Source organism: Oscillatoria sp. FACHB-1407 (assembly GCF_014697545.1).
Classification (GTDB): domain Bacteria; phylum Cyanobacteriota; class Cyanobacteriia; order Elainellales; family Elainellaceae; genus FACHB-1407.
In genome coordinates, this window is sequence record NZ_JACJSA010000022.1 from 36,793 (window position 1) to 53,240 (window position 16,448).

General features: G+C 50.6%; 20 protein-coding genes and 2 tRNA genes. 14 read left to right on the top strand and 8 right to left on the bottom strand.

Translation table 11 applies throughout. From position 1 onward, the window contains the following. Positions 1-372, bottom strand: a complete 372-nt coding sequence (locus tag H6G89_RS27130; protein ID WP_190512514.1) for a response regulator — start codon at positions 370-372, stop codon at positions 1-3. Positions 373-1,162: 790 nt separating this feature from the next. On the opposite strand from H6G89_RS27130, the gene H6G89_RS27135 reads away from it, so the two are divergent. The 3 genes from H6G89_RS27135 to H6G89_RS27145 all read left to right on the top strand — a co-directional run bounded on the left by H6G89_RS27135 (position 1,163) and on the right by H6G89_RS27145 (position 4,926). After that, complete coding sequence (locus tag H6G89_RS27135; RefSeq protein ID WP_190512515.1) at positions 1,163-1,864, top strand: Crp/Fnr family transcriptional regulator; 702 nt, start codon at positions 1,163-1,165, stop codon at positions 1,862-1,864. 380 nt (positions 1,865-2,244) lie between these two features. Next, entirely contained in the window at positions 2,245-2,955 is a 711-nt protein-coding gene (locus H6G89_RS27140; RefSeq protein ID WP_190512517.1) for a hypothetical protein, read from the top strand. Between the two features lie 84 nt (positions 2,956-3,039). Next, a complete protein-coding gene (locus tag H6G89_RS27145) occupies positions 3,040-4,926 on the top strand; it encodes a peptidoglycan D,D-transpeptidase FtsI family protein (RefSeq protein ID WP_190512520.1) in 1,887 nt (628 codons plus the stop codon). A gap of 61 nt (positions 4,927-4,987) precedes the next feature. Here the strand turns inward: H6G89_RS27145 and H6G89_RS27150 are convergent, their stop codons facing one another. Beyond that, positions 4,988-5,428, bottom strand: a complete 441-nt coding sequence (locus H6G89_RS27150; RefSeq protein ID WP_190512522.1) for a VOC family protein — start codon at positions 5,426-5,428, stop codon at positions 4,988-4,990. Positions 5,429-5,439: 11 nt separating this feature from the next. Here H6G89_RS27150 and H6G89_RS27155 point away from each other — a divergent pair, with 11 nt between their 5' ends. After that, on the top strand, positions 5,440-5,688 hold the full coding sequence (locus tag H6G89_RS27155; RefSeq protein WP_190512524.1) for a hypothetical protein: 249 nt from the start codon (positions 5,440-5,442) through the stop codon (positions 5,686-5,688). On the opposite strand, the gene H6G89_RS27160 is transcribed toward H6G89_RS27155, so the two are convergent. After that, a complete protein-coding gene (locus H6G89_RS27160) occupies positions 5,659-6,135 on the bottom strand; it encodes a low molecular weight protein-tyrosine-phosphatase (RefSeq protein ID WP_190512526.1) in 477 nt (158 codons plus the stop codon). The two genes, H6G89_RS27155 and H6G89_RS27160, sit on opposite strands and share 30 nt — an antisense overlap. Positions 6,136-6,172: 37 nt before the next feature. Between H6G89_RS27160 and H6G89_RS27165 the strand changes: the two genes are divergently transcribed. Both H6G89_RS27165 and H6G89_RS34585 read left to right on the top strand, forming a co-directional pair. Further along, positions 6,173-6,245: transfer RNA gene (locus H6G89_RS27165), tRNA-Arg, on the top strand. Positions 6,246-6,273: 28 nt separating this feature from the next. Then, a complete protein-coding gene (locus H6G89_RS34585; protein WP_199336957.1) occupies positions 6,274-6,603 on the top strand; it encodes a hypothetical protein in 330 nt (109 codons plus the stop codon). Here the strand turns inward: H6G89_RS34585 and H6G89_RS27175 are convergent. Both H6G89_RS27175 and H6G89_RS27180 read right to left on the bottom strand, forming a co-directional pair. Beyond that, positions 6,547-8,268 carry a diflavin flavoprotein gene (locus tag H6G89_RS27175; protein WP_190512528.1) on the bottom strand — a complete coding sequence of 574 codons (1,722 nt, stop codon included), beginning with the start codon at positions 8,266-8,268 and terminating at the stop codon, positions 6,547-6,549. The genes H6G89_RS34585 and H6G89_RS27175 overlap by 57 nt on opposite strands. Positions 8,269-8,452: 184 nt before the next feature. Further along, positions 8,453-10,171 carry a diflavin flavoprotein gene (locus tag H6G89_RS27180; RefSeq protein WP_190512530.1) on the bottom strand — a complete coding sequence of 573 codons (1,719 nt, stop codon included), beginning with the start codon at positions 10,169-10,171 and terminating at the stop codon, positions 8,453-8,455. A gap of 460 nt (positions 10,172-10,631) precedes the next feature. Here H6G89_RS27180 and H6G89_RS27185 point away from each other — a divergent pair, with 460 nt between their 5' ends. The 5 genes from H6G89_RS27185 (at position 10,632) to H6G89_RS27205 (ending at position 12,309) form a co-directional block, all read left to right on the top strand. Continuing rightward, on the top strand, positions 10,632-11,024 hold the full coding sequence (locus tag H6G89_RS27185) for a hypothetical protein (protein WP_190512532.1): 393 nt from the start codon (positions 10,632-10,634) through the stop codon (positions 11,022-11,024). An 81-nt stretch (positions 11,025-11,105) separates the two neighbouring features. Next, complete coding sequence (locus tag H6G89_RS27190) at positions 11,106-11,381, top strand: hypothetical protein (protein ID WP_190512534.1); 276 nt, start codon at positions 11,106-11,108, stop codon at positions 11,379-11,381. Between the two features lie 18 nt (positions 11,382-11,399). Next, positions 11,400-11,768, top strand: a complete 369-nt coding sequence (locus H6G89_RS27195) for a hypothetical protein (RefSeq protein ID WP_190512536.1) — start codon at positions 11,400-11,402, stop codon at positions 11,766-11,768. A gap of 85 nt (positions 11,769-11,853) precedes the next feature. Beyond that, the gene (locus H6G89_RS27200; RefSeq protein WP_190512538.1) at positions 11,854-12,210 is read left to right on the top strand and encodes a helix-turn-helix domain-containing protein; all 357 of its coding nucleotides are present in this window, start codon (positions 11,854-11,856) and stop codon (positions 12,208-12,210) included. Between the two features lie 17 nt (positions 12,211-12,227). After that, positions 12,228-12,309, top strand: a tRNA-Leu gene (locus tag H6G89_RS27205). A gap of 16 nt (positions 12,310-12,325) precedes the next feature. On the opposite strand, the gene H6G89_RS27210 is transcribed toward H6G89_RS27205, so the two are convergent. From H6G89_RS27210 to sufR, 3 genes are all read right to left on the bottom strand, one after another. Further along, on the bottom strand, positions 12,326-12,853 hold the full coding sequence (locus H6G89_RS27210) for a peptidoglycan-binding domain-containing protein (protein WP_190512540.1): 528 nt from the start codon (positions 12,851-12,853) through the stop codon (positions 12,326-12,328). A gap of 122 nt (positions 12,854-12,975) precedes the next feature. Continuing rightward, entirely contained in the window at positions 12,976-13,410 is a 435-nt protein-coding gene (locus tag H6G89_RS27215; protein ID WP_190512543.1) for a hypothetical protein, read from the bottom strand. Between the two features lie 10 nt (positions 13,411-13,420). Continuing rightward, a complete protein-coding gene (gene sufR / locus H6G89_RS27220; RefSeq protein ID WP_190512545.1) occupies positions 13,421-14,098 on the bottom strand; it encodes an iron-sulfur cluster biosynthesis transcriptional regulator SufR in 678 nt (225 codons plus the stop codon). Positions 14,099-14,339: 241 nt separating this feature from the next. Between sufR and H6G89_RS27225 the strand changes: the two genes are divergently transcribed. From H6G89_RS27225 to H6G89_RS35925, 3 genes are all read left to right on the top strand, one after another. Then, positions 14,340-14,702 carry a ferredoxin-thioredoxin reductase catalytic domain-containing protein gene (locus H6G89_RS27225; protein WP_190512547.1) on the top strand — a complete coding sequence of 121 codons (363 nt, stop codon included), beginning with the start codon at positions 14,340-14,342 and terminating at the stop codon, positions 14,700-14,702. A 168-nt stretch (positions 14,703-14,870) separates the two neighbouring features. Then, positions 14,871-16,307, top strand: coding sequence for a Fe-S cluster assembly protein SufB (sufB, locus tag H6G89_RS27230; protein WP_190512549.1), 1,437 nt, complete (start codon positions 14,871-14,873; stop codon positions 16,305-16,307). Between the two features lie 4 nt (positions 16,308-16,311). Then, the gene (locus tag H6G89_RS35925; RefSeq protein WP_255519518.1) at positions 16,312-16,440 is read left to right on the top strand and encodes a hypothetical protein; all 129 of its coding nucleotides are present in this window, start codon (positions 16,312-16,314) and stop codon (positions 16,438-16,440) included. Positions 16,441-16,448: the final 8 nt, after the last annotated feature.

Sequence of the window (16,448 nt, forward strand, 5' to 3'; positions counted from 1 at the left end):
TTATGGGATCAATAGGGCGATCGTCTCTGTTAATTGATCAAAATCAATTGGCTTCGTAAAAAAAGCTTGAGCACCCGCTTGCATCGCTTGCTGCCGTGCAGCATCCCCACTATCACTTGAACACACAATCAAGGACATGGATGGAGCGGTTGCCCGAATTGTTTTGAGTGCCTCAACCTCGCTAGCATTCATCAGCGAGACCGTAAACACACCTGCATGGAATGGGTTACTCTCCATCATGGGTAGCGCGCCCGTGATTGATTGCACCGCTTCCACCTCATAGCCAGCAAGAGTCAAAATCACAATAAACAATTCGCAATCATAGCGTGAAGGATCAACACAGATAATTCTTCTGCTGGTCGAGAAACGCATTACTATTCTTAATCCGATATACGTTGAATCAAGAAAAGCTAATCACTTTAAGTAATACAGAGTCAGTTCTTCAGCGAACAGACTAAAAGACAATCAATCTCTTTCATAGTGAGGTGGGACAAGTGTTAAGCCTCTATCCCAGATCGGTCAAAAACTTAATTTTTAAGAGAACTTATGAAGAACGCATAACATCCAATCCAGCCAGGTTAAACATTTAATAAATTAAATTACGGCTTCAGCGTGGGCTTCCAGTGCAGACTTGAGCAGGGCTCTTCATGAACTCCTTTGGCGTGGAACTCTTTGTTGAAAGTTTTGAGGTTGATCCAGCGATCTGTGTACACAGCAACCTCGCCAAGGGGAGGCTGGAAGGGTTAGCGGTGTAGCCTCAAACCGTTGAATCGGTCTTAAGCCCTCGCTGTAAGGAAGGGGTTCCAGCAATCGGGCTGACCCATGCAAACAACTAAAACTTGATATAGCAACCCAGGAGTTGGTTCAGGGGTAGAACCCCTAAGTGGGATAGCCCCAGACCCCACTGTCTTGACAGGTGCCGCAATTTGGAATGAGCCAGTGCAAACGTGAACTAACACACATCAATTGTGTTCTTACAGCCGTGTACAAGTTGGTTCAGTCCAGGGGGTGCAGGGAGCAGTGCCCTCTGTGTGGGGGTTCCACCTCCACATCCCGTGCTTCACCCAAGCGGGTGCCGCGCTATATGAAAGCGGTCTTAACACCGAACCCCTCACTTCACCTCAGGCTAAACGGAGCCTCTTCAAAATCCATCAGCGTCAATATGGCTACCAACTTTATTCTCGATTCGTTACCACCCGTAGAGCACGAGTGGCTACAACCCAAACTTAGAGAGGTTTACCTCCAACAAAACGATATTCTCTACCGAGTTGGGGAACCCATTCAAGATGTTTATTTCCCGACAACCTGCTTATTGTCCTGGACAAAATCAACTGAAATGGGGGAATTAGTTGAGGTCAGTATCACTGGTTATGAAGGGGTTGCTGGGATGATTCTTCTGCTCAATGAAACCATCTCACCCTGGCAAACTGACGTTCAATTAGCCGGTAAAGCCTTCAAATTGTCAACAGAAGACTTTATCAACGCTCTGGGGCGATCGCCTGTTTTACACCAACGAGTAGCTGCTTTTGCTTCTTTAAAGATGGTGCAAATAAGCCAATCTGCTCTATGCAACCGCTTTCATAGTCTAGAAGAACGGCTCTGCCGCTGGCTGTTATCCGCGCAGGATCACAGTAACACATCAGAGTTTTTACTAACACGCGAGATCCTGGCGGGAATGATCGGTGCAGGACGTCCAGCGGTCAGCCTCGCCACAACAATTTTGCAATCCGCAGGCTTAATTCGCACAACACGGGGTAGTATCACCATCCTCAACCGAGAGGGAATGGAAGAGGCAGCGTGTGAGTGTTATCAGGTTTTTAAGGGGGCGTTGGATCGATACCTCGCCCAGGAAATTCATCCTTAGATTGCATTTTTTGCCCACTCTAGGGTTATGACCGTAGCCCCATTCGATGGGACGAAGGCGAGCCAGAAAGTTCCCCCAGAATCAGGGTTTGACCCATTACTTTTGTCCTAAGTTTTTTGATCAAAGCTATATTCTCCGGAAAATCAGCAAATTTCCTGGAAATACATTATTATTTCGGACTTACCCCGTATACTTGGGAACTATCTGCACCATCGCAGTATTTTTTGGGAAAAATAACTGCCAAGAGGGATGAACCCTCACATCACCGTTGCTTCAATAGGATTTACTGGGTTCCATCCCATGTGAACCGTAAATCCGATAGTTCATTCAATTCCCAGCCGGGTTCATAAGTACGGTGTATTTATCCAGGAGTGAAATTGATGTCCGCTGCCCTCAAACCCGTTAACCGCGATCGCCTTCTCCCCAGCCAAAGCACGACCAGCCTTCAACGCAGTAGTGCCAGCAGTGGGGCAGACGTTATTCAATTTCCAACCTCCGCCAGGACTCGACGCGAACGGCAACAATTAGCTCAGCAGCAAGTCACTCAGCACCAAATCACTCAGCACCAAGGCATACAAGGGCACAGAGGTCAGCACGGACAACATCAGCGCGGACAACATCAGCACGGACAACATCAGCACGGACAACAATTGTCGAACTCGCTTCGCTCCCCTCAGCCCACCACCCGATTACCTGAAAGAGCTAACAGTCTTGCCTCTCTGCCCAATCCCCAGGCCATTCCAGCCTGGTTGCAACTGCTGACCACCGCTCAAAAAACTTCTTCGCTGGTCACGCTGGCATTGGTAGTGGGGGTGCTGACAATATACGGCTGGACGGTACACATTCAACAGGTCTGGGGTCGAGAATATCGCCGTTTAGAAACGCTACAACAGCAAGAACGGCAGCTCACAACCGCCAGTGAAGTGTTAAAACATCAATTAGCATTACAAGCCGAGAATCCTGCAACTGGGTTGGTGCAACCGACGCCCGACAATGCTATTTTTCTGGAACCTGCTCCACCCCGCCCTGCCCCAGTCGTTGTTGAGACGCCATCATTGGATATGACAACGGCAGCACCCCTGGGATATTAGTGTCTAGGCTGCCTTCAGTCGAGTGGCACAAGCAGGTTTATCCTTGTTTTGTGTTTAGCCCTCCTCAGCCTCCCTTCGATCTGCATGGCGACTGTTCCTCCTTCCAATTCCCCTTATACGAGCCGTACGAAGCGGGCTCAGCAGCGTTCCCTCCGAAGAACTGCAAAGCGGTTCCCTCAGCGTGGCAACCTCTCCCTCCTACCGACTCGTCCGGGGCAATCCCCCGTTCAGCCCTCGCGTCTGCGCTTGCTAGTAGTCTGGGGGATCTTGATCTTGGGAGGGTTGGGGTTATTACTGAATCTGGTTGGGCTACAGATCGTTAAAGCCCCCGGCTTGCAGGAGCGTGCTCAACAGCAGCAAATCGTTTCGTTACAACCTTTTACGGCGCGTCGCCCCATCGTCGATCGCCTGGGCAATGTGTTGGCGATCGATCAACCTGTTTACACGCTGTATGCTCATCCAATGCTGTTTAAGCAGTCTAAGGAGGAAATCGCCAATGCGCTGGCTCCCTTGCTCAAACGCACGTCGGCTCAACTGTTTAGCCAACTGAGCCAGGGTAATAGTGGAATTCGATTAGAATTTGCCCTCAGCCAGGATGCTGCCAATCAAGTCAAAGCCTTACAAATGGATGGACTGGAGTTGGTACAACACCCGCAACGGCTCTATCCTCAAGAAGACTTGTTTGCTGATGTAGTGGGGTACGTTGATGTCGATCGCCAGGGACAGGCAGGCATTGAATTTAGCCAACAACCTCTTTTAGAAAAATCGACGTCAGAGAGCATTGAACTCAGCCGGACTGGGAATGGGGCGTTGATTCCCAGCCAACTGCCTGAGGGCTTTGTGCAACAGGATGATTTGCGCTTGCAGTTGACGCTCGATAGCCGCTTACAGCGTACGGCTCGCCATGCCTTAAAGCAGCAGATGGAGCAATTTGGGGCAAAGCGAGGGGCTGTGCTGGTGATGGATGTTCGGGATGGTGGGATGCGATCGCTCGTCGTTGAGCCATCCTACAATCCCAATGAGTATTACAGGTTCAATGTCGATCGCTTCCGCAATTGGGCAGTCAGCGATCTGCTGGAGCCGGGATCAACCTTCAAACCGATCAATGTGGCGATCGCTCTAGACGCACGCGCCATTCGTCCAAATGATGTGATCAACGACGAAGGCACATTGCAATTTGGCGAATGGACAATTGAGAACTACGACTACGACGAGCGGGGTGGGCGCGGTGCTCAAACCATTACCGAAATTCTGCAACACTCCAGTAACGTGGGCATGGTTCACATCACAGAACGCCTGCGCCCCAACGTTTACTACAGCCGCTTAGAGGACTTGGGGTTGGGTCAAAAAACGGGGATCGACCTGCCGTTTGAGTCATCCAGTCAGATGAAACCCTACGACCAGTTTATGAATGCGGCTGTTGAACGGGCAACAACTGCCTTTGGTCAGGGGTTTTCGCTCACTCCAGTACAACTGCTGCAACTGCACGCGGCGATCGCCAACGGTGGCAGGTTAGTTAAACCCCACATTGTTGAGGGGCTGTTTCATGCCGACGGTCAACCCGAATGGCAACCAAACGAGCCAGATCCACCGCAAGTCTTTTCACCCCAAACCAGTCAAACGGTGTTGACCATGATGGAAAGTGTTGTGACCGAAGGTACGGGGCAGTCTGCCCAAATTCCCGGTTATCGCGTGGCAGGCAAAACCGGAACCGCTCAAAAAGCCAGTCCAGACGGGGGATATTTAGACCACGCTCGCATCACCAGTTTTGTCAGCGTCTTGCCCGTGGAAGCCCCCCGCTATGCAGTGTTAGTGGTGATTGACGAACCGCGGGGAGATGATGCCTACGGGTCAACGGTATCTGCGCCGATCGCCAAATCTGTCATGGAATCGTTGATCACCCTGGAACGCATCCCACCCAGCCAACCCCTGACCGATGACCTAACCGAAGAGAGCGAGATGAGCTTCTGAACAATTTTAGATTTTGGATTGAGATTCTACAAAGTTTCAAAATCGCAAATCGCAAACCCCCTTACATCGCTCGACGGCCTATCACCCGAATGAATTCCAGCGGCAATCCATCAGCATCGGCAATAAACGTCACCTCGTAGACGCGATCGCCAATGATCTGCTGCGTCGGTTGCAGCAACACTTTGAGCGGTTCACCCAGTCCTGCTTGAGCCGCTTGCTCAAATTTCTCCTGCAATTGCGTTAACCACGCAGGCAACTCCTCCACCTGCTGCGTCAGGTCAAACGACAGGTGATAGTAACCTGTGTAATGCTCGTCCTCAAAAGCATCCGCTGCCGGACGAGGACGCGGCACCTGCAATAGCTCAATCCGCCCACCCAAACCCTCCATCCAGCACGCCAGTGTCACCCCCGCAGTGAACCGTTCGCAGACGACAAAGCCGAGTTGCTCATAGAAGGCGATCGCCTTAAAGATGTCAGATGTGCGAATGGAGGCGTGATGCATAGAGAGAGTGTGTGGGGAATGGAGAGGGTGATGGTCAGGGGGGCAGTAGTCAGGGGTCAATGGTCAATGGTCAATGGTCGGTAGTTAGTGGTCAGGGGTCAGGGGTCAGTAGTCAATGGTCAATAGTCAATAGTCAGGGGTCAATAGTCAATATAGCTATTTTTACTCCCCTACTCCTCTGCTCCTCTACTCCCCATTCCCTCTACTCCCTACTCCCCATTCCCGACTTCCTACTCCCGACTCTCGATTTCATGCAATAACCCACTACAGGCATCCATCAGCAAATCGATGACGTAGTTAAAGCCCTCTGTTCCTCCATAGTAAGGGTCGGGCACTTCCTCGTCGGGATGCTTCTGGCAAAACTCACACATCAGCCGCACTTTGTCGGCATATTTTCCCTCACGATCGAGCCGCAAAATATCTTGATAATTCTCCCGATCCATCGCCAGGATCAGGTCAAATTTCTCAAAGTCCTGTCGAGTGAACTGTCGGGCTGCTCCCTGGAGGGTGATCCCCAATTTCGTTTGCGCTGCCGCATTCATGCGGCGATCGGGCGGACTACCGATGTGATAGCCTGCCGTCCCCGCAGAATCGCACACAATCTGCCCTTGCAGGTTATTCTGCTCGATCAAGTAGTTCATGATGTTCTCGGCGGAAGGAGAACGGCAAATATTACCAAGGCAAACAAACAGTAGCTTATAAGTCATGAATCATTCTAAAATGCTATACTCTCGAAAGGTTGGTGGGCATGTAGCTCAGTGGATAGAGCATCAGGTTCCGGTCCTGAGGGTCGGGGGTTCGAATCCCTCCATGCTCGTTAAGAGCAGCGTAGACAAGCAAGTTCCTTGAATACAAGGCTAATCATAATCTGGCAAGAAGGTAGAATCCCGGAAGTGGTGGTTGAGTTTTTGTCACCGGGCACGGAAGCCGACGATTTGGGGCGATTTTATGACGAGTCGATGGGGCGATCGCCATCTGACCTGACACCATCTACCTCAGATACAACTGCAACGAGCCGCTCGCAATCTTGTGGCAACTGGCATGGCACCCGAACAGGTCGCCGAATTGCTGGGACTGTCAGTAGAAGAGGTGCGATCGCGTTAGAGAACACCCACGCTTTACTGATAGCTACCTGTCTTACGGTGCTGCACAGCCGTCATCCCGACGGGTTCTAAGACCTTGCCGTTGTCGATCGTGGCGTAGATGAGCCAGTGATCCCCGCAGTCCATTCGGTCATGCACATTGCACTCCAGATAGGCGAGGGCATCATCCAAAATCAAGCAACCATTTGCCGCAGGGTGAGTCGGAATGTCGTGAAAGCGATTTTCACCAGGGGCGATCGGTTTCACGAAATGTCGCCGCAGGTTGCGTCCTTCCTTCAACACATTCAGCACAAACGCATCACCGATTTGGGTCAACACATCATCTGCCCAAGACTTCGCCAGTGAAACCGTCAACCCCGGTGGACTGAAAGTTGCTTGAGACACCCAGGACGTTAGGATGCCTGTGTCGGTTGCGCCCTGCTTTGCCGTTAGCACACACAATGATCCGATCACCCGACCCATCGCTTGCTCCGTGCGATCGCTCTGAACCTCAATGCCCGGTTGCCGAATAGTACGAGTTTTGCGAGCTTTGCGGAGGGCTTGAGCAAATTCAGTGCCTGCGGTCTCGCACTGCTTGAGCACTTCATCCGTCGGTTTAAACTTGACCCGCAGCGTTTCAAAGCCAAGGGTATAGCCCGCATCCTGAAGTTTGCGTTCGATCATATCCACCGCTTCGCCGCTCCAGCCATAGGAACCAAACACCCCTGCCAGCTTGGTTTTGGAGGCAGTTGAGAGAACAATACCCAGTGCCGTTTGAATTTGGGTGGGCGGATGACCTGCCAGCGTTGGAGAGCCGATGACAAAGCCATCACTCGCTTCGATCGCCTCAGCAACATCAGCCGGATCAGCAAATTCGCAGTTAATCGATTCCACCGTGACATCCGCTTGTTGAAGCCCCTGAGCGATCGCCCCTGCCATTGCAGTTGTGTTGCCATAGGCGGAGGCATACAACAGTGCCACCTTCAAATCCTGCGTCTTTTGCTGCTGGCTCCACTGACGATAGTCATAGTTAAATCGGCTCAAGCTGTAGCGCACGATGGGGCCATGCCCCGGTGCATAAAACTTGGCAGTAAACTCTGACAATTTATCTAATGCAGTTTCCACTTGACGCGCTTGGGAGGCGTGCAGACAGTCGAAGTAATAGTGGCGATCCTCATCCAGTTGTTTCCACTGCTCATCAAAAATAGCGTCATCACAGACATGAGCACCAAACAATTTGTCGGTGTAGAGAATGCGAGTAGCTGGATCGTAGGTACACAGCGCATCAGGGTGTCGTGGAGTAGGCACAAAGGCAAACTGAAGCTGATGCCCGTTACCCAAATCCAGGGTTTCGTCATCCCGAACCACGCTAATGGATAGCTCTTGATTAGGGAAGGCGGCTCTAAGCGCGATCGCCCCTGGTTTAGAACAGACAAACGTCACTTGCGCGGCATATTCCAGCAAAGTCTTGAGGGTTATCAATCGATTGGGGTTGACATGCCCCAAAATCACGTAATTGATCTTCTGCAAGTAGACATGCTGCTGCAATTCCCGCAGGTAGATGTTGGTGAAGGACTCGCCAGGCGGGTCAATCACCGCAATCTTCTCTCCCTGAATCACATAGGAGTTTGCTGTGGTGCCCTTTTGCCGAGCGTATTCCACTTCAAACTTCAGCCGATCCCAGGTACGCGATCGCAACACGAGCGTATTGGTGCCAATTTCAGCAACCTGGACATCACGAGGTTTAACGTCAGCCATAAGAATTAATTGAGGTGTGAGGAGGTCTGAGCGGCTGTCAGGATCGCGAATTTATTAAGGTGCAATTCCCAGCGTAGGGATGTGGCATTTGGTCAAGAACCCTTGCCATTGTTCCAAAACCCTCTGCCGAATGCCGCGCCCGTACAGGGGGTTGCCGTTGTTCAGGTTATTTAACTCACGATGCTTAGTAGTGGTTGCCCACTTTGCGATGGTGTACGGCAGTCAACGCATCCATCTTGGAAACCCGTCCCGTATCAATGGTGCTGTAGACAATCCAGTGATCGCTGCACTCAATTCGGCTGACCACCTCACACTCCAGGTAAGCCAGTGCCTCCCCTAAAATGGGGGAACCGTTGACGGCTGCGTAGGTCTTGACTCCGGCAAATCGATCCGCCCCCGGTGAGAACCGCTTGAGGAAATGCTTCATCAACGTTTGGTGGTTGCCTTCCTCCAACACATTCAGCACAAAGCGATCGCCCACATGCATAAAGGACTCGATCGCCCGGTCTTTTGCCACTGCAATGGTGATACCCAGAGGTTTTGCACTCGCCTGGGAAACCCACGATGCCAACATCGCGCTGGAGATGTCGCCCTTCTTGGCGGTGATGATGTACAAACCGCCACTGAGACGACCCAGAGCTTTATCTAACTCGTTATCGAGGGATTTCATCTGCTTCACGGCCCGATCGCGCGTGAGCCACTGACCCATGTCTGTACCCGCCTCATCACAAAGCTGATAGGTCGCATCGGTTGGTGTTTCTTTGATCAGAATGGGGGGAAAGGCTTCAGTTAAGCCAATTTCGCGGAAGCGATTTCGCAACGGGTGGACGGACTCATCGTTGCCGCCACCACTTTCAAATAGCCCGATCGCCTGCTTGGTATGGGCTGCCGCCAGGATGGTGCCCATCGCTGCCAGAGTTGAGTCATCGGATTGAGGTGGCATCCCAATCACCAACCCCGATGCCATATCGACTGCTTCTCGTACTTCTTGAGGATCAGCCGAGGTTAAGTCAATCAGATCAACGGTTACCCCAGTTTTGCTGATACCATTGGCGATCGCCTGTGCCAGCTTTTCCGAGTAGCCATAACCAGAGACATAAAATAATCCAACGCTGGTGGCTGCCTTGGCTTGAGCCTCACTCCACTCGCGATAGCGACCGACCAGATCGGTGATGTGGTGGCGCAGCAGTGGACCATGACCTGTAGCGATCGTCTGAATCTCCGGCAACTCGTTCATCCGCTTGATTGCCGACAACACAGAGCGAGCATTGGGACCCATCAAGCAGTCATAGTAAATCTTGAAATCTTCCTCAATCAGATCCAGATCTTCGTCATAGGTGAAGTCGTTGCAGTAATGCATCCCAAAAGCATCGCAGGTGAAGAGGATCTGCGTTTTGTGGTCATAGGTAAAGATTGTGTCGGGCCAGTGCAGGTTCGGAGCCGAGACAAATTCCAACTCATGCCCATTGCCCAGGTCAAGGCGATCGCCACTCTTCACCAGCTTGCGCTCAAAGGGTTGATGTACCAGATCTTCCAGGAACTGGATCGCAACTTTTGCGCCCACGACCGTAATTTGGGGAGCCAGTTGCAACACATCTTTGATTAACCCGCTATGGTCAGGCTCGGTGTGGCTGACGATCAGGTAATCGATCTCCTGAGGATCGATCACCCCCTGGAGCATATCGAGATATAGTTCGCGAAACTTTTCGTGGGAGGTGTCGATCAGAGCCGTCTTTTCACCCCGGATCAAGAAGGAATTGTAGGTCGTCCCGTTTTGCAGCGCAAACTCGATGTCAAAGCGATCGCGATCCCAATCAAGCGATCGCAGCGTCGTAGTATCAGGGGCAATCTCAACCTGCTGCATTGTCAGCCGAGTGCGAGTGCGGTCTGCTAGTGCTACCATGCCAACCCTCCTACAAAAGTGAAAAGCTTTTTGCTCTGCTCTTATTATCGGCTATTGATCCCCCTTTTTGTAAAGTTTTAATAAGCAATCTTGCCTATAAATAAAAGCTATCAAAAAAGTTACATTTAACCAAAATAATAGATTTTTACTTATAAATCTCGTCTTTCCTGGATGCCCCATTCACCGCTTAACCCAGAACCACGCTCATTTCAGCAGTTTACAACCTACACAAACAGACACGAGGAATCGAGCCATTCCCCATTCCCCATTTCCCATTCCCCTTGCAGACGCGATCAATCATGCTCGTCCACTTCCCACTTTCTCCATCGGTATAAAGCTCTTGAATTAAGTACATTTGTACTATTATTGAGTAGTACAATCCACCCTTTTAGATACTCTAAATCATCATCTCCGTAGTGAATAAACACTACAATAGAGATAGTCTAAATGGATGATTGTTATGCGCATGGGTCACTTCTTTTCTTTAGGAGATGGAAAAGTCGGTCAGTTTTTATCTCCGCGCGTGTTAGTCGTGCGATCGCCCTTTCAAGCCCATCGTCTGCCTCGTCGTACAACTGAATTTTCTTGTTTTGGATTTGATACCTTTTCACAGGCGCAACGATTCATTCAATCCCTGTCCCATCTGGGTTTGCGCTTTGAATTGCGTCCTGGCAAGGTGCTGCCACACTCTGCCTATGAGGTGATTTTGTGGGGGAATACCGACCTTGCCCGGACGTTAGCTTTTTGGGATCGACATGATCTGAGGCAGTTTCAACTCCCCTCCGAGACTCTCCAGGTTCGGTCAAAGTCGGCTCCTTCAAGCCCTGATTCAACTCCAGCGATCGCCGCTTAGGACGGTTTATAGGCTGTCCCTCATGGTTGTCATTGTTGTGAATCTACACTACAATTAGTACAGTAGTACACTCTTATTCCCATGACTAAGCACTACGTCCTCAATATCAATCCTTCCGCTGAGTACGACTGGGATCGTTGCACCCTCCGCGACCCTATTACCGCTGAGCGACCCGAACTGGCTCAACTGGTTGCTGATGCCGTAGATGGGCGATCGGGTGCCTATCTCGTTTCGGTTGAGATTCAGATCAAAGTGCTGGAAGAAGCTCCCCTGCCTCAAACAAAACCCGTTCCTCTCAGCAAAGCAGAGGTTCCGGCTCACACCTCGCGCGAAAAACAGCGAGAAATGGTGGCATAGATTATCAGGAGATAAACGATGAAACTAAGCCAATACCCTGAGGCGATCGCCCAGGCAGTAAAGGCTGTGAATACGCTCGATCAACGCATCGCTGAATTACGGCAAGATATCGCCTATCTAGAAGGCAAGGCAGAGTTGGTCGTTGCATTTGAAACAGCTCTGAAGAACGACAACCAGCGGCGAGCACGGCGGTTTGAAATTTTAGAAGCTAGCCTTGACTATCGCGAGCTACAACTCAAGCTGCTGCACCTGACCACTGAAAAGTCGAACGCTCTGGCTCATGTAGAATTTTTGCGAAACCAATTTAGTGTGGCTAAATTAGAAGCTCGATTGTCACTTGCTGACAAACTGGTGGGCATTGAGGCTCGCGAACTGGTTGAATTGTAAAGCGACTGGCTTCGCGCACAACTCGCAGGCTACTCGTTAGCAAACGGTTACCTCCGTTGCTCATTGGATAATATCTGTACCCACCATGCAAGGAAACCTGGCAGAGGTGATTCGGGAGTTGATGGATGCCCAACATTTGAGCGTTCGTAAGGTGTCTGCCCGAATCGCCGAAAAACATGGGGGAAGTGTGTACGGTTACACTCAGCAGGTGAGCCGAATTCTCAACGACCCCAACTACGACCCTACTTTGTCAACAGTACAAAAAATTCTCTCTGCCCTGAATGTCTCATTTTGGCAGGTCAATCGCCTCCCAAAATTGCAGGAGCAGCATCGTTTAGATGACAATCACATTAGCGATCGCCTCGACCAGTTGAGCACCGACATGGCAGATTTAAAACTCGCGATGGCAGAGTTGCAAGAAGCGGTCAAGAAATTGCTATGATGGATCAGCTTATATGAGCGGATGTGGCGGAATTGGTAGACGCGCTAGATTTAGGTTCTAGTTTCGCAAGAAGTGAAGGTTCAAGTCCTTTCATCCGCATTCATTATTTATCAACTCACCACCACTTGCGGTTGTCGTAGAACCAGCCTGTTTGTTTAGGTGGTAGACAGAGAGGTTTACCGCCTCGCAGCGTCGTCCAGGTAATCGCATCCACGATTCCAGTTTCTTTGTGGCGATGTTTTTTTTGAAAGGCGATCACGGCTTGTTGAGTTGCAGCATCAAAAATCCCATTGCGAGCAATATACTGCCCCTGCACCTGAAGCAATCCCTGCAATTCGTAGACATCAACGCCAGTATGCCCATACTTTAAAGTCCGGCAACCCGCCTGCACAGAGGATTTTAAGGCAATCCAAGTCTTGTGACCCACAATGCCATCCGCTCTCAAATGGTGTAACCGTTGAAAGGCTTTGACAGCCGCTTCTGTTACACTTCCAAAGTCACCATCAATACGCAACTGGAAACCATGAGCCTGTAACAATTCCTGCAACTCAGCGACCACAGGACCAGAATCCCACGGGTGCAACTCTGGACCCATCAACACCACATTGCTAACTGCATGAGCAAATTCAGGAGTTCCGCTCATTGCCCCGTCTACCTCGCTCAAATCAGCTATCACAGCACTTTACTGCTCTATAGATTACCCCGATTTGCCACTTTTCTACGGGTACGTCGGATACCTAAAATCCGCTCCAAACTACTGAGACGTTAGCCCAAAAACGTTGCCCCGTTTCCTTGCTCAATCCGAATTTTGGCTTCTTTCTCAAACCACTGAACCACATCAGATACCGTTAACGCTTCGATCGCCACCCCTGCCTCCAGAGCGATTTGCTTCAGTGGCTTGAGCGAGGAGAGTACCAGTTGAACAAAAAAAGTTCTAAAGTTGGCATCAGCCCCGTTCACAGCATCCAGGGTTTCGTCTTGGGCCATCCAATTCGCGATTTGTTGGGGGTGGAGGTCGGCGATCCCACTGCTGGAGGAACCATTTTGCGTCGCACTCCCTTGTGATTCTACAATTTGCTTGAGTAGCCGCAGCGAATAAATCGCAACTCGGGCCGAAAAGCGATCGCGGGAGGTCATCATGGCGCGATCGACTTCAGCCGATTCTTCAACGGTTAAAAACTGGTCAATCGGTTGAGTCATATGTACGTTTCTACTTAGGTTGGATTAGATAGCCGCAGCGGTGCTCTCCATTTACCAACCAATGGGTTCGCTCCACCCGGCAATCTTGCAATGCCACCTCAAACATCTCCAACTCGTGTCCACATACGCTGGGAAACGATTCGGCAATGTGGGAAATCGCACAATTATATTCAGTGATGATAAACTTATTTGCCTGGACTGAGTCAGAGCCTCCCTCCGATTCCACAACTCCCTCTGGCTCAACGTAGTGCCATTCTGCCATGTAGCCTTCTGCCTTGCGCAGTTCCACCAATCTTTCCACTCGCTCTTGCAGGGCACCAGTGCCCACCTGCCGCTGATATTCCAGTGCTTTTTGCTCCCACTGTTTCCGCAGAATCGTACCGACCTGATCTTGACCTACCGTTTCTGCCAGCGTATTCAACAGCGAAAGGGCAAAGTCATCGTAGCGACCAGGGAGGCGATCGCGCCCTTCTCGGCTCAATTGGTACACAAAATTTGGGCGTCCCATTCCAGCTTGAACCAGTTGATGCTCAATTAAGCCGTCTGCCTCTAAATCTTTTAGATGGCGGCGAGTTGCTTGTGGGCTGATGTTAAGCTGCTCAGCCAAGTCTTGAGCACTGGCTTGCCCTTGCTTGAGTAACAAGCGCAGGATGTCTTGTTTTGTGGAAGGTTGCTGCGTGGCTGTCATTGGCTGTTTTCCAGATACCTTGGCAGTTTTCCAGGTGATTTTTCCAGAGCGTCTTCCCAAATTAGGGATTTCAAGCAATTTCAGCACGCAATGCGCTAAAAAAAGTGCTCAAACCGATCCCAAAAGAATTTAAGATTAACTTTGACAACTTTTATGTTGCTAAAGTATCTTACAATTGAGATAAGCAACAAACAAGTTGTTTTAATTATAGAAGTTTACCGGCTGCTCTGTCGCCTAAACCATGAATACATCTGAAAACACGACCCAAGCCTCTGATAAAAGCCTCGAAAGCATGAGACACTTCGCTGAGCAATACGCCAAGCGCACTGGTACTTACTTTTGTGTCGATTTAGGGGTGACCGCCGTTGTCATTGAGGGGCTTGCCAAACACAAGGATGAGTTGGGCTCCCCCCTCTGCCCTTGCCGTCATTACGAAGACAAACACGCAGAAGCAGCCGCCACATTCTGGAACTGCCCCTGTGTTCCCATGCGCGAGCGTAAAGAGTGCCATTGCATGTTGTTTCTGACCCCCGACAATGACTTTGCAGGCGACAAGCAAGACATTTCTTTTGACGAAATTCGCGCCACCACCAACCAGTACTAAATCCCAGTACTCAATCCTAGTATTAACGCTCAACGAACTGGGAGAGCCACAGCCTCCCTTAGGGACAGTGGGTTTGAGGTTCTAAGCGCAGGGCAGCAGATCGGGTACGAGAGTCGGTAGTTGAATCCCCATCGTTCACTCCTTTGATTTTTGAGAGAAGCACGTCCGATGACAGCATCAGTCAAATCCTTAGTCAATCAACCCTATAAGTACGGCTTCGTCACAGACATTGAGTCAGAAACCATTCCTCGTGGACTCAGTGAAGACGTTATTCGCCTGATCTCTGCCAAGAAGAACGAGCCAGAGTTCATGTTGCAATTTCGGCTGCGAGCTTATCGCCATTGGCTCACAATGACTGAACCCCAATGGCAGGAAGTAACCTATCCTCAAATCGACTATCAAAACATCGTCTACTACTCTGCACCGAAACAGCAGGAAAAGAAGAAGAGTTTGGAGGAAGTTGACCCAACTCTGTTAGAAACGTTTGAGAAGTTGGGCATTCCCCTATCAGAGCAAAAACGCCTCTCCAATGTAGCGGTCGATGCCATTTTTGATAGTGTTTCGGTTGCCACCACCTTTAAAGAGAAGTTGGCAGAGCAAGGTGTCATTTTCTGCTCCATCTCAGAAGCCCTCCAAAAGTATCCTGACCTGGTGGAGAAGTATTTGGGTAGCGTCGTGCCGATCGCCGACAACTATTATGCAGCTTTGAACTCAGCCGTGTTTAGCGATGGTTCTTTCGTCTATGTACCGAAGAACACGCGCTGCCCAATGGAGCTATCCACCTACTTCCGGATCAACAACGGCGACTCCGGTCAGTTTGAGCGGACGCTGATTGTGGCAGAGGAAGGCAGCTCTGTCAGCTATTTAGAAGGTTGCACTGCCCCCATGTTTGACACCAACCAGCTTCATGCGGCGGTGGTGGAACTGGTCGCACTCGATAATGCTGAGATCAAGTACTCCACGGTGCAGAACTGGTACGCCGGAGACGAGAATGGCAAAGGCGGGATTTACAACTTCGTTACCAAGCGTGGCTTGTGCCAGGGTGCAAACTCTAAGATTTCCTGGACTCAGGTTGAGACGGGTTCCGCCATCACTTGGAAGTATCCCAGTTGTGTGCTGGTAGGCGACAACTCCGTGGGCGAGTTCTACTCGGTTGCCCTGACCAACAACAAACAGCAAGCCGACACCGGAACCAAGATGGTTCATATCGGTAAAAACACCCGCAGCACAATCGTCTCCAAGGGGATCTCGGCGGGCAATTCCAAGAATAGCTATCGCGGCTTGGTCAAGATCGGTCCCAAGGCAGAAGGAGCACGCAACTACTCGCAGTGCGATTCGATGCTGATTGGTGATAATGCCGGGGCAAATACCTTCCCTTATATCCAGGTGCAGAACAACTCCGCCAAAGTAGAGCACGAAGCCTCGACCTCCAAGATTGGTGAAGACCAGTTGTTCTACTTCCAGCAACGGGGCATCTCGGCTGAAGACGCTGTCTCTATGATTATCAGCGGCTTCTGCAAGGATGTGTTTAACCAGTTGCCGATGGAGTTTGCGGTAGAAGCCGATCGCCTCTTAGCCCTAAAACTCGAAAACAGCGTGGGTTAAGGCAATGGTGCAAGGTTCAATCAACAAATACGCCACCTCCGATCAGTTTGACCTCCGCAACCAGAGCAATTCGCTCTACCCCGTTCTCCAAATTCTCAAGCGCATTGCTCAACTACAAGAGACAGACCTTTAAGGAGTGAA

Bases quoted from the DNA above. Each gene is read 5' to 3' on its own strand.
- H6G89_RS27210 (WP_190512540.1), bottom strand. From the start codon at position 12,853: ATGAGCGGAACTCCTGAATTTGCTCATGCAGTTAGCAATGTGGTGTTG.
- H6G89_RS27180 (WP_190512530.1), bottom strand. From the start codon at position 10,171: ATGGTAGCACTAGCAGACCGCACTCGCACTCGGCTGACAATGCAGCAG.
- H6G89_RS27175 (WP_190512528.1), bottom strand. From the start codon at position 8,268: ATGGCTGACGTTAAACCTCGTGATGTCCAGGTTGCTGAAATTGGCACC.
- H6G89_RS27160 (WP_190512526.1), bottom strand. From the start codon at position 6,135: ATGACTTATAAGCTACTGTTTGTTTGCCTTGGTAATATTTGCCGTTCT.
- H6G89_RS27225 (WP_190512547.1), top strand. From the start codon at position 14,340: ATGAATACATCTGAAAACACGACCCAAGCCTCTGATAAAAGCCTCGAA.
- H6G89_RS27130 (WP_190512514.1), bottom strand. From the start codon at position 372: ATGCGTTTCTCGACCAGCAGAAGAATTATCTGTGTTGATCCTTCACGC.
- H6G89_RS35925 (WP_255519518.1), top strand. From the start codon at position 16,312: ATGGTGCAAGGTTCAATCAACAAATACGCCACCTCCGATCAGTTTGAC.
- H6G89_RS27200 (WP_190512538.1), top strand. From the start codon at position 11,854: ATGCAAGGAAACCTGGCAGAGGTGATTCGGGAGTTGATGGATGCCCAA.
- H6G89_RS27145 (WP_190512520.1), top strand. From the start codon at position 3,040: ATGGCGACTGTTCCTCCTTCCAATTCCCCTTATACGAGCCGTACGAAG.
- H6G89_RS27195 (WP_190512536.1), top strand. From the start codon at position 11,400: ATGAAACTAAGCCAATACCCTGAGGCGATCGCCCAGGCAGTAAAGGCT.
- H6G89_RS27190 (WP_190512534.1), top strand. From the start codon at position 11,106: ATGACTAAGCACTACGTCCTCAATATCAATCCTTCCGCTGAGTACGAC.
- H6G89_RS27150 (WP_190512522.1), bottom strand. From the start codon at position 5,428: ATGCATCACGCCTCCATTCGCACATCTGACATCTTTAAGGCGATCGCC.
- sufR (WP_190512545.1), bottom strand. From the start codon at position 14,098: ATGACAGCCACGCAGCAACCTTCCACAAAACAAGACATCCTGCGCTTG.
- H6G89_RS27215 (WP_190512543.1), bottom strand. From the start codon at position 13,410: ATGACTCAACCGATTGACCAGTTTTTAACCGTTGAAGAATCGGCTGAA.
- H6G89_RS27135 (WP_190512515.1), top strand. From the start codon at position 1,163: ATGGCTACCAACTTTATTCTCGATTCGTTACCACCCGTAGAGCACGAG.
- H6G89_RS27185 (WP_190512532.1), top strand. From the start codon at position 10,632: ATGCGCATGGGTCACTTCTTTTCTTTAGGAGATGGAAAAGTCGGTCAG.
- sufB (WP_190512549.1), top strand. From the start codon at position 14,871: ATGACAGCATCAGTCAAATCCTTAGTCAATCAACCCTATAAGTACGGC.
- H6G89_RS27140 (WP_190512517.1), top strand. From the start codon at position 2,245: ATGTCCGCTGCCCTCAAACCCGTTAACCGCGATCGCCTTCTCCCCAGC.